This window comes from Candidatus Thermoplasmatota archaeon (assembly GCA_029907305.1).
In the GTDB taxonomy this organism is placed as follows: Archaea; Thermoplasmatota; E2; order DHVEG-1; family DHVEG-1; genus JARYMC01.
The window spans coordinates 1-11,122 of sequence record JARYMC010000050.1; the positions used below are offsets into that span (position 1 = coordinate 1).

General features: G+C 35.4%; 10 protein-coding genes and 1 tRNA gene. 6 read left to right on the plus strand and 5 right to left on the minus strand.

Annotated elements, in window-relative coordinates; all coding sequences use genetic code 11:
* The first annotated feature begins 136 nt into the window (after nt 1-136).
* Nucleotides 137-931 (plus strand): hypothetical protein, encoded by a 795-nt coding sequence (locus QHH19_04755; GenBank protein MDH7517634.1) that lies wholly within the window; start codon nt 137-139, stop codon nt 929-931.
* Here QHH19_04755 and QHH19_04760 read toward each other — a convergent pair.
* A complete protein-coding gene (locus QHH19_04760; protein ID MDH7517635.1) occupies nt 917-2,332 on the minus strand; it encodes a replication factor C large subunit in 1,416 nt (471 codons plus the stop codon). The genes QHH19_04755 and QHH19_04760 overlap by 15 nt on opposite strands.
* 89 nt (nt 2,333-2,421) lie before the next feature.
* Here QHH19_04760 and QHH19_04765 point away from each other — a divergent pair.
* Nucleotides 2,422-2,504, plus strand: a tRNA-Ser gene (locus tag QHH19_04765).
* A gap of 89 nt (nt 2,505-2,593) precedes the next feature.
* On the opposite strand, the gene QHH19_04770 is transcribed toward QHH19_04765, so the two are convergent.
* Nucleotides 2,594-3,478 (minus strand): hypothetical protein, encoded by an 885-nt coding sequence (locus QHH19_04770; protein MDH7517636.1) that lies wholly within the window; start codon nt 3,476-3,478, stop codon nt 2,594-2,596.
* Between the two features lie 140 nt (nt 3,479-3,618).
* Between QHH19_04770 and QHH19_04775 the strand changes: the two genes are divergently transcribed.
* On the plus strand, nt 3,619-4,152 hold the full coding sequence (locus QHH19_04775; protein ID MDH7517637.1) for a helix-turn-helix domain-containing protein: 534 nt from the start codon (nt 3,619-3,621) through the stop codon (nt 4,150-4,152).
* A 126-nt stretch (nt 4,153-4,278) separates the two neighbouring features.
* Here QHH19_04775 and QHH19_04780 read toward each other — a convergent pair whose 3' ends face one another.
* The 3 genes from QHH19_04780 to QHH19_04790 form a co-directional block, all read right to left on the minus strand.
* Nucleotides 4,279-5,871, minus strand: coding sequence for a tRNA uridine(34) 5-carboxymethylaminomethyl modification radical SAM/GNAT enzyme Elp3 (locus QHH19_04780; protein ID MDH7517638.1), 1,593 nt, complete (start codon nt 5,869-5,871; stop codon nt 4,279-4,281).
* Nucleotides 5,872-5,935: 64 nt separating this feature from the next.
* Nucleotides 5,936-7,189 (minus strand): PAS domain-containing protein, encoded by a 1,254-nt coding sequence (locus QHH19_04785; GenBank protein MDH7517639.1) that lies wholly within the window; start codon nt 7,187-7,189, stop codon nt 5,936-5,938.
* An 82-nt stretch (nt 7,190-7,271) separates the two neighbouring features.
* On the minus strand, nt 7,272-8,330 hold the full coding sequence (locus QHH19_04790; GenBank protein ID MDH7517640.1) for a bifunctional phosphoglucose/phosphomannose isomerase: 1,059 nt from the start codon (nt 8,328-8,330) through the stop codon (nt 7,272-7,274).
* 159 nt (nt 8,331-8,489) lie between these two features.
* On the opposite strand from QHH19_04790, the gene QHH19_04795 reads away from it, so the two are divergent.
* From QHH19_04795 to QHH19_04805, 3 genes are all read left to right on the plus strand, one after another.
* Nucleotides 8,490-9,125 carry a methylenetetrahydrofolate reductase C-terminal domain-containing protein gene (locus tag QHH19_04795; GenBank protein MDH7517641.1) on the plus strand — a complete coding sequence of 212 codons (636 nt, stop codon included), beginning with the start codon at nt 8,490-8,492 and terminating at the stop codon, nt 9,123-9,125.
* A 1-nt stretch (nt 9,126) separates the two neighbouring features.
* Nucleotides 9,127-10,038 carry a methylenetetrahydrofolate reductase gene (locus QHH19_04800; protein MDH7517642.1) on the plus strand — a complete coding sequence of 304 codons (912 nt, stop codon included), beginning with the start codon at nt 9,127-9,129 and terminating at the stop codon, nt 10,036-10,038.
* Nucleotides 10,039-10,233: 195 nt separating this feature from the next.
* Nucleotides 10,234-10,971 carry a hypothetical protein gene (locus QHH19_04805; GenBank protein MDH7517643.1) on the plus strand — a complete coding sequence of 246 codons (738 nt, stop codon included), beginning with the start codon at nt 10,234-10,236 and terminating at the stop codon, nt 10,969-10,971.
* The last annotated feature ends 151 nt before the right edge of the window (nt 10,972-11,122 follow it).

Genomic DNA, 11,122 nt, shown 5'->3' on the forward strand with positions numbered 1-11,122 from the left:
GATGCGCCAAAAAAGTATATCGGCAAGCGTGCCTATGTTATTGTTTTAAAAAATTGATTTTCCAATTTTGTCCCAATACCGTTAATTTAGAAAAGTACATAAACAGATGTAAAATATTCGCTTTCAGGGGAGAACCATGAAAAAACTATCAGTATGTGTGATGTTAAGCATAATGTTTGTTTTGCTTATGTTGTCTAATTCTTTTGTTAACGGCGAAGAGATTAAAGCAGATAGCCATAATATTATTATAACAACTATGGATAACTCGCTACAAGTTACAGAGACCCTAAAGATAATTGATGAAGAATCTAACCAAATTTATGATGCAATAATTTTATGGTTACAAAATGGTGCGAATAATACTAATATTCTAATAAATAAAAACAATGTTGTTTATACATCAGATGGCAATGAATACAGATGCGATATCATACCTCTGAATATCACAATGGATACCCCGCTTGAAATAGAAGTATCTTATAGTTTAAACAAAGATATCGTTAAACTCAGCAAAACAATCGTTTACAACACAAGTTCTCTGTCTGTTAAATTTGATGGAAAAGAGATATATTCCAGTAAAAAACTTGTATCAGGCTCTTCTTTTGATATAACACTAACTAGAACCATAGAAGCTGAACTAAACTTGTACTATCCAGTTATAATAGGAACCCTTGTTTTAATTTTGTTTGTAACCATTTTCTACTCTTACAAAAAACAAAAAACCATTCAGGTTAAACAAGAAGCAGGTGAATCAGAGGAACTACTGAATACAAAAAAGACTCTTCTAATGGAAACATTGAAAGATATCGAGAAAAGACATAGAGCAAAGGAAATATCTGACGATACCTACCACAAACTCAGAGAGCAATACAAACAGCAAGCAGTGGAAACAATGAAAAAAATAGAGGACATGAAATCAAAAATCAAATAGACTCTGCTGTCTCTCATCCTTTTCTTCATCTGTAGCTGTTACGACTTCCTCAAGGGGTTTCACTTTAGCTGGGGTCTCAGATGATTGTAATATATCCTTCATTTTATGCGAGTATTTTTTGCCAAGCAGATACTCTATTTCATTCTCGGTTAAATCAAGTTTTTGTTTCATTTTAACAGCAAACTCAGTATCATTCCCAAACATGTGCACAAAATATGCTGATAGGAAATCTTTGCTTTTACCACTAGAGTTGTGACATAACTTACTAATCTTTTTAGAAATCGATTCTCTTATTTCTCTCTCAGGCTTACCATCTTTTAACTCTTTTAACCACAATGGAAAACTATACCTTTCACTATAATAGTCACGTGTTTTCGCTAGGGCTACACCACCATGCATTATATCACACGCATATGACCATAAACCATAGTTTTGTTTCCTACGTGTCCTACCAAGAAAGACATCAGCCTTGGACAAAGCCTCGTAACCCTTAACCAGGTCATTAAAGTCTCTGTACTCACTAGGTAAGTTTTCATTTATCCATAGTATAATGTTCTCAGGATCTACATCAAGGTTTGAAACACAATCTCTGATACCCTTTATATCTCTGGTTTTGAATATTTCCCTCAATGCATCAAATATTATTTTCTCCCTATCCCGGTACCCGAGGACACTCAAAGATTGAATATCAATTTGTTTTTTGTCTAAACAAATAGATTGAAGATCATTTATAGCGGATCTAACATCGCCTTTTGACCTATCAGCTATAGTTTGTAAAACCTTCAAATCAACTGATACCCCCTCTGTAGTACATATTTTCCTCAGCAAGTTAAAAATTGCTGATGGTGTGGGCTCATAAAATTTTACTTGTTCACAAATATTTTTTAAAGGTTCACCACCACCTTTTATCAGGTTGTAGTAATCATTAACTATTAGTATTATGGGTTGATTGGTTATTTTTATTGTATCAACGATAGCTTTTTTGCCACCCTTATCACTGTAATCATCCTCTGTTTCATCTGAGGTTTCTATCTTCTCATATAGATTGTCTGCTTCGTCAAGGACAATGAGTTTTCTACCACCAGTTTTTGATGATATAAAACGACCGTGATCATCAAATGTTTCATTAACTGCACCATAGGTTGCCACTCTTTTAATTTTTGTAGCGTTCCTAGCATCAGATGCGTTAAGTTCTATCAAAGCCCATTTATAGTCATTGGCAAGAGCAATTGCACTACTTGTTTTACCGGTACCAGGTTTACCAGATAAGATCAGAGCACGTTTTTTAGGTGTACCGCTATCCCAGGATTTAGCCCATTTCCTAAGTTCTATAACAGCGCGCTCGTTACCAATTACTTCATCTAAGGTTTTTGGTCGATATTTTTCTGTCCAGTCCTCCATACAATTTTTATATAAACAGCGAGTAATATTTTAATATATCTAAAGATGACATAACCTTTTTATCAACTGTTTCATTTCCCTTATCAATTGCGGGGATGGCCCAGCCCGGCACGGCGATGGATTGCTAATCCATTGGTCTCTGACCTCGGGAGTTCAAATCTCCCTCCCCGCGCTAATTATTAGCAATGTTGTTAAAACAAGTAAAAACTTAGACCAATTTTCATTTACAAAAAAAAAACAAAATAAAAAAAGAAAGAAAAATTATTGTTTTATAGAATGAGTGGAGTTTATTGGTATACCTGTTACAAAAAATAATCCAACTCTTTCTATAATCTCTGGCTGAGGATTAATAGAAATTTGGAGTAAATCATCATATATCTCTTTTGGCATAGTATACAAAATTTGTGCATAGCTACCTAGGTTTGTTGGATAAAACCACATTTGCTCCCAATATTCTATGAGGTCCATTGCCTCTTTGTCTGTTAAACCTCTTTCTATAAGAGAATTGAATATCCCACTGGTTTCATAAGAGGCGTAATCGTTTAATGGAACCGTCATACTTGTTTCTTCGCCACTTTCTAAAGTGTCAATGTATACATAAGTTAAGCCACGTTGCCACATAGATACGTTGGTTGAGTAACCATAGATAAAGAAAATATCAGAGATTCGATAATCGGCAACATTCTTTAGATAGAATGTAACATTAACACCATCATCAACAACATATGCGATGATTCCCTGTGAAACATTGATTTGACATTCATAGAACAGATAATCGTAAACTGTTCCATTTGGAGCCACAACTGAATTATTCACAATGTCGATAGTCCAACCGATACCACCATCGGTAGTAATCGCATCAGGTATAGTTACAAGAATATCTCCATTGAAATTTACCTCAATAACTACGTTTGAAATATTTTCATCATAATGGAAGTAAATAACTGGTTTCTTTACAAACACCGGCCCTTCAAAGGGATTGGTAACTACATTAACAATATTAGAATTGTATTCTTGACAGAATACGCCCCATTCATGAACCTCAAACCCAGCCAAAATGCCATCTTGGGATGAGAGCGTAACACATCCAGTTATTACCGCACCTATCACGATTGTGGCGATTATCAGTAGCGTCATTATCATCATATTTTTGTTTATTTTCATTTTAATCACAAAATAGTGATTTATCTTAGAAGGTATATATAGGGTTGGAAAATGTATGGACTTTTCCTTACAAAAACAGATAACTTTTAAAGAATTATAAACAATATAATAATTGTGTGAATATGCCAAAAGTCACATTAAACCTTAATGACTTTAAAGCGCTCGCTTCTGAGGTACGGCTGGATATTCTTAGAACTCTCGATGGTAAAAAATTGAGTTTAAATGAAATAGAAACTGCCACAAAACTACACAAAATGACACTGCACGAACATTTGTCAAAACTTGTTGAATCAGGTTTTGTAAACAAAATTGAAAGGGAAGGACACAAATGGGTGTACTATAAACTATCGTGGAAGGGAGAAAGCTTAATCCATCCTGAAAATACAAAGATAGTAATATTATTCAGTACCACTTTTATTACCTTATTTCTTGGTATAATAGGTTTAATACATATCGTGCAAAATATAACAGCATCTCAAATTTCCCACACTATAATCACAAAGGGACCTACACAAGATATAAGCTCATCAACAGGTTTGTTTTTTGGTTCAGATCCTATATTGATATATGTTACAATTATCTGCCTAATACTCTTTATAATCTTTATGATAATCTCTTTATGGAGATACAAAAAAAATAAAATACCAAAACTATGACACTTGTAAAAATCACAGTTTTTTAGGTTTTTAAATCGCTTTCATATCAATAAACTACAAAAACTCAAATTTTTTACTGGTAAAATGGGGTTCAAATCTCCCTCCCCATGTAAAAATAGATACAAATCAAATATTTTTTACCATATAGGGGCCTTCACGCTCATAACCCAAACGCCTGTAGTAATTTCTTGTTCCTATACCTGCTAGCACTATGATTTTATTTGCATTAAACTCTTCCTTTGAAATCCTCTCGCCTTCTTGCATCAAACGCTCACCCCAACCTCTATGTTGCCATTCGTTTTTTTCAGCATCTGAACCAACCTGAACAAGAGGCCCATACACATGCAATTCACGTACCAACATAGATCGTTTGTTTTTTACTTCCAGTCTATGAGCTTTTTCAGAAGGATATCTAAGCCTGAGCAGCCCAATCAAGACATCTTGTTTAACATCTTCAAATGAAAGAAAGATTTCCTCACCCTCAGAAGCCTTGTATCTATCAACCACAAGTTTTACATCAGTTTTATTAGATATGCGTTTAGATTTATATTGAACGTGCCCAACCTCACGACAGCGTATGCACTTGCAATGAACTTTTTTTTTCTTCATTTGTTTCTGCACAAGTAAACGCAAGTCCCCAAGTTTGACTCCCTCAGCAATCTTGTTAGCTGGTATATCCCGCTGGATACGCTGGATTCTAACCCATCTTGGCACCCGCTTTTTAATTTGAATAATAAGTTCAATTATTTCATCTAATGAATACGGTTTGTAATCACCTTGTTTCCACATGTTATAGAGTTTTGTGCCAGGCATTACAAGCGTTGGGTAAATCTTGATGGCATCTGGTTTAAACCTATCATCACAAAAAATCGTTTCAAAAGCTTTCAGATCTCGGTCAAAATTAGAACCAATTAAACCAGGCATCATATGATAAATCACTGCGAAACCAGAGTCCTTAGCAATCCTTGTAGCCTCAACCACATCCTTAACAGTATGACCGCGGTTAACGAGTTTATAAACATCATCATAAACAGATTGCACACCAAGCTCAACACGTGTTGCTCCAAGACGAAGCATAAAATCAACATGAGACTCCTTAAAACAATCAGGTCTTGTCTCAATAGTTATATCACTATTCCTAATAGAAGCATTCTCTGCAGCAACTTGAGCCTGTTCAATTGTTTTAGCATCAGCACCCGACATCGCATTCAAACACTGAGTAACAAACCACTCAAGATAATCAACTGGGTAAGCGGTTATAGTGCCACCAAAAATTATCAACTCCACTTTGTCAACAGCATGACCCATTATCTTAAACTGTTCAATTCTACTTTTAACCTGTTTATAAGGATCAAAATCGTTCTCAAATGCTCTACGACCCGCAGGCTCACTACCAGTGTAACTCTGAGGTGTACCAAAACATGGGCCACCAGGACAATAAACACAAGGATCATCCTTGGGACAAGGAAAAGGCTTAGGCATAACAGTGATAACAGACACACCTGAAATAGAACGAATAGGTTTAAGTCTGAGTAAACTAAGAACCTCCTCTCTTTCATCGTCTGTAGCAACCGCCAAGATCTCAGAGTTACGAGGAAAATTTTTCAAACCAAACTCGCGACACGCCCAAAGCTTCACCCTAGTTAGATCTTGGTCATCAGCGAATTCACCTGAAATTAACTTATCCAGAATAGCTCGACAGACTTCCCTATTTGACATCTAAACACCAAGAACAAATCAAACAATATCCAATAAAAAGTAAAATTGCTAGTCAATAAAAACTTTATTGAACTTGATCTTTTCTCTGCACGTTTTCAAGTTTTTTTTGTTCCATGATTTTTTGTTCTATAGCTTGCTCTAGATAGGACTCTTTCTTCAAATCAGTAATATCCCTAGAAATTCCCATCATACCAATTATATTACCATCTTCATCAAAACGTGGGATTTTTGTAACAGAAACCCATATTTCAGAACCATATAAACCTTTGAATTTCTCTATTTTATTAATCATCCTACCTGTTCTAATAAGCTCTTCATCTTCTTCAAAAACCTTCCTCGCCTCATCCTCTGGTAGAAAATCAAAATCTGTTTTACCAATCATATCCTCTGGCCTAGCATTTAAATAAGCAGCCTTGGATTTATTAACCATAACAAACTTGTTATGCGCATCCTTGAAATAAACAGAATCAGGGATGTTATCCATCAAAGTCTGAAGAAGCTCATGCTCCTTCATAAGTCTAATCTCAGCCTGTTTCCTATCACTAATATCCCTGATTATCAAAACAAAATTAACAACCTCATCATACTCTGTCTGAAGGAAAAAAGAGCTTATCTCAACATTCAATATATTACCATCTTTGTTTTTTATCTCTGTCTCATGGGTTTTAGCAACTCTACCTGAGAGTAACTCCTCAAATTGCTTAACAACTATAGACAAAGACTTCGGGGTTAACAAACCAAGGTTAAGAAAATTAGATCCAACCATATCTTCTCTTTTACACCCAAATATCTGTAAAACCCGGTTGTTGACATCAAGTATTTCACCACGGGCATCCAAAACCATCAACCCATCTGTTGTATACTCAAAAAGCCCCCTATACTTTTGTTCACTTTCCTTTAACTTTTTCTCGGCTTTTTTACGCTCAGTTATATCCTGAATCAACGCCATCATTATAGGTTTCCCTTTCATCCTAAACAAAGAAAAACTGATTTGAACAGGAACATAAGAACCATCCTTGCGTATATTCTCTGTTTCAATATTATAACCACCTCTCGCAGAAATATCCTCAACAAGCTGAGACCAATCAACAGACACAGGCAATATATCCTGGAGAGACATACGAATTAATTCATCCCAAGAATAACCCAGAAGCTCACAGGATTTAAGATTAGCCTCAAGAACCTTACCATCAAGTGTCGTTAAAAAAACCGCTGCATTAACCTGTTCAAAAAGGGTTTGGTACCTACCATCCAAATCAACCGAACCAAGTCTTTTTTCGCTATTAATGAACGTGTTTGTTTCATTTTTTTGCAGCATATGCATCCCATACAAAATAAACATCTAACACTAGGATTATACTGTTAGAATACATTGGAGATTATTAAAACTTACTTTACGACTATATCTCAGCTAAAGCCTTTTTTAACTCAATTATGACATCAACAGGAGTAGGATCAATATTCCTTAAAATAGCAAGATAACAACTAACAAAATCACCGAGAACCATAGTATACATCATCTTTGCAAGCCTTTTTTTACCCTGTGCCTTTACCTCGATAACCTTAGAAGCAGAACCTTCGAGTAGATGCCTCATGAAATCAAGACGCTTTGAAATATAAATAGACTCGTTTTCCTCATCCCTAAACAATATACACGAGAATTTTTTTGATACCTCAGGGTTCATAGACCAACCAACTATATCGTTATGATTGCACTCAGAAACAATATCATACCTAGCTATAACTTTACTGTTTTCATTAAATTGAGTACACCATCTTACTGCTATAGGAGAATAAATACCCCAACCATACACTTGAGGTATAGTGTTAAAAATATTTTTTGCTATCTGCTTTGAAATATTATCTTTCTCTGAAACCGATTTATTAATGTTTTTCCTGAGTTCATCGATTGTTTGTATTGTTTCTTCTATTTCTGAGTCGATGCTTTCATTTAAAAGACCAATTTTTTTAAAAGCCAGTAGCGACGAGAATAATATGTAAGAGGTTGCAGCTCTTGGTTGAAAACCAGCGGGTATTTTTATAATTGGAACCCCTCTTTTTTCACAATATTCCTGTAGTTTTCCACCAGATGTGATACCGATGATTTTACATCTTTTCTGATAGGCTTGTTTAAAAGCACTCAGTGTCTCTTCTGTGTTGCCTGAGTAACTCTGAGATATCATAAGTGTATCCTTGTTAGCCCATCTTGGTATATCATATTCACGGTTTACAAAAATAGGTACATCCAGTTTATCTCTGAAAAGTTGTTGTACAATATCACCTGATATAGCTGATCCTCCCATACCACTTATTATTATGTTATCTATTTTGATGAAAATTGGGATGTTTGTATGGCTAACAATTTCTATTGTCTCTTTTATTTGTTCAGGGAATTTATAAATAACATCAAGCATGTTTGATTTGTCTATCTTTGATATCTGTTCTAAATCATCTAACATAAACTCAATCACCAATTTTTTTTCAGATGGTAGATTCTTGTTACTATCCCTTTCCTAACAGTTTATTCCATTATGAAAAAGTCCCTATATAGATATTTTCATTAACAACACAGTGTATGTGGATAATTTATAAATGATAAACCATTATCATTTAATCTCATGATAATAACTAAGCAGAAAGAGCTGAAAGATTTGCTTAATCGACTTAATGATAAATCTGTTTTTATTGTTGGATGTAGTGAGTGCGCAACTGTTTGCCATACAGGTGGAGAGAAAGAAGTATTGGCTATGAAAGATGTTCTGCAGAAGAAAGGTGTTAATATTGTTGGTTGGGTGGTTTTGGATCCTGCTTGTAATTTAAATAATGATAAACGTCTTTTGAAAAAACATATCAAAGAGTTAGATGCTGCGGATAAGGTGCTTGTTCTTGCTTGTGGTAGTGGTGTTCAAACAGTATCAGAGGTTTTGGATAAGGAGGTTATCGCTGGTATTGATACCTTGTTTTTGGGTGAGATAAAACGTGTGAATGAGTTTGAAAAGCGTTGTGTAACATGTGGAGTCTGTGAGCTGGATTTCTTTGAGGATTTTTGTCCTGTTTCACGTTGTCCTAAGTCTATGTTGAACGGGCCATGTGGTGGGTCTGTAAATGGCAAATGTGAGGTTAACAAGGATATGGATTGTGTTTGGAGTGAAATTTTTAGTCATCTGAAAGAAAAGGGACGTTTGCATAAACTTAAGTGTATTGTGGAACCTAAGGATTGGTCCAACTCTGTTTGTATTGATAGGAGACTTTAAGATGGGTTATAGGAGTAACCTCGAAAAGGCTTTGTCTGAAAGAGGTTTTGCTGTTACAGTGGAGATAGGTCCACCTAAGGGTTGTGATCCTGCTAGGATTAGGGAAAAGGGTGAGATGCTCCGTGGTTGTGCTGATGCTTTTAATGTTACTGATAATCAGACTGCTGTTGTAAGGATGTCTAGTATGGCTGGTTGTTGTATACTTCTGGGTATGGGTTTGGAGCCTGTTATGCAGATGTCTTGTCGTGATAGGAATAGGATTGCTCTTCAGAGTGATGTTCTTGGTGCTGATGCTATGGGTATTAGGAATATCCTTTGTGTAACTGGTGATCATCAGTGTTTTGGTAATCATCCTGGTTCTAAGGGTGTTTATGATTTGGATTCTGTGCAGCTTATCAAGATAATCAGGGATATGAGGGATAAAGGTGTTTTTCAGAGTGGTGATGAAGTATCTTTTGGTAAACCAGAGTTTTTTATTGGTGCGGCAGCTAATCCTTTTTCTGATCCTTGTGAATTAATGGTTGATCATCTGGAGAAAAAAGTTGTTGCTGGTGCTGAGTTTGTTCAGACTCAGAGTGTTTTTAATTTAGATAGGTTTGTTTCTTGGATGGATGAGGTTTGTTCTAGGGGTTTAGATAAAAAGGTTCACATCCTCGCTGGTGTTACTCCTCTTAAATCCCTTAAGATGGCTGAGCGTATGAAGTTTCATGTTCCTGGTGTTGATTTACCTGATGATATTTTTAATAGGATCAAGGACTCTAAGGACCAGATGAGAGAGGGTTATGAGATTTCTTTGGAGTTGATTGAGCAGGTTAAAAAGATTAGGGGTGTTCATGGTTTGCATATAACTGCTTTGTTTTGGGAAAGTATTATTCCTTCTATTGTGAGGGAATCCGGTATTTATCATATGTAATAATATAATACGTTAGGAGAATCTAGGGGAATTTTTTGTTGATTTTATCTGTATGCGTATTATAGTCGTTTTTTCATTTTGACGTTTTCACGCAATAACTTTATATACCGTCAATAGAGAACAATATACATGTCATATAGTATCACGATATCAGTTATCGTGGTAGGTGAACAGAAGAGAAGAAGGTGAAAGGAAATGAAACTCAACAGAAAAATGATGATACTAGGCGTTTTACTACTAGTTTTGAACATGACATTAGCAACACAATACGCTGTGACAAAAATAGGTTATGAATATAACATAGTTCATCCTTCTGATGCTAATATAAGGTTTATTGGTTCAGATAACACCACTGGTGGAAGAGTATTGAGGGTAGATGGACCAAATGGTACAGCTGCTCTCAAACTAACTTTCGGTAACTGGAGTGCTGGTACAAACAAAATATATTCAGCTGCTTTTGGCATAGTTAATGAAGAACAGGTACCAGTTAACATAATGTACATAAACGTATCATCTGTGAATTATACATACATGAAAATTTGGTTACATGGTAATAGAACTGTTAATGCTAATGATACACTAAATGATCCGACCACCGTATTAATGTATGATAATGGAACTATTGTAAATGGTTCAACCACGATTGCATGGACACTTGCACCAGGTGATAATAACCCCAACAATATGTGCAGCAACGTATCAAATAGGAGCATCTATAGTATAGATACTCCTTGGGATGAAACACAGCATGTTAGATACTCCCTTAACAACACCAACGCCTATGGAATTGGTGTAATGGGCAGAACCATCGACAATGCATCTGATTTCGTCTGGGTACAGATAGCAATTGATATACCAAGCATCAATGTAGATGGATTAGGATTACATACTGGTACGATATGGATACACTTCATGGCTGATACAGCCTCATAAATACCCTAGCTTTTCATTTTATCAAAATTTTTTATTTAACTGCTTTTTAATTTAAAATCTGTTTTTGTAAAACACAGTACTTCGGAAAGTAGAAATTTATACTATTTTTTACTCTGCAACAACTCAACCTCATAAGACCAACAAACATGAT

Coding starts and splice junctions, on each gene's coding strand:
- QHH19_04755 (MDH7517634.1), top strand. CDS start 137: ATGAAAAAACTATCAGTATGTGTGATGTTAAGCATAATGTTTGTTTTG.
- QHH19_04760 (MDH7517635.1), bottom strand. CDS start 2,332: ATGGAGGACTGGACAGAAAAATATCGACCAAAAACCTTAGATGAAGTA.
- QHH19_04770 (MDH7517636.1), bottom strand. CDS start 3,478: ATGATGATAATGACGCTACTGATAATCGCCACAATCGTGATAGGTGCG.
- QHH19_04775 (MDH7517637.1), top strand. CDS start 3,619: ATGCCAAAAGTCACATTAAACCTTAATGACTTTAAAGCGCTCGCTTCT.
- QHH19_04780 (MDH7517638.1), bottom strand. CDS start 5,871: ATGTCAAATAGGGAAGTCTGTCGAGCTATTCTGGATAAGTTAATTTCA.
- QHH19_04785 (MDH7517639.1), bottom strand. CDS start 7,189: ATGCTGCAAAAAAATGAAACAAACACGTTCATTAATAGCGAAAAAAGA.
- QHH19_04790 (MDH7517640.1), bottom strand. CDS start 8,330: ATGTTAGATGATTTAGAACAGATATCAAAGATAGACAAATCAAACATG.
- QHH19_04795 (MDH7517641.1), top strand. CDS start 8,490: ATGATAATAACTAAGCAGAAAGAGCTGAAAGATTTGCTTAATCGACTT.
- QHH19_04800 (MDH7517642.1), top strand. CDS start 9,127: ATGGGTTATAGGAGTAACCTCGAAAAGGCTTTGTCTGAAAGAGGTTTT.
- QHH19_04805 (MDH7517643.1), top strand. CDS start 10,234: ATGAAACTCAACAGAAAAATGATGATACTAGGCGTTTTACTACTAGTT.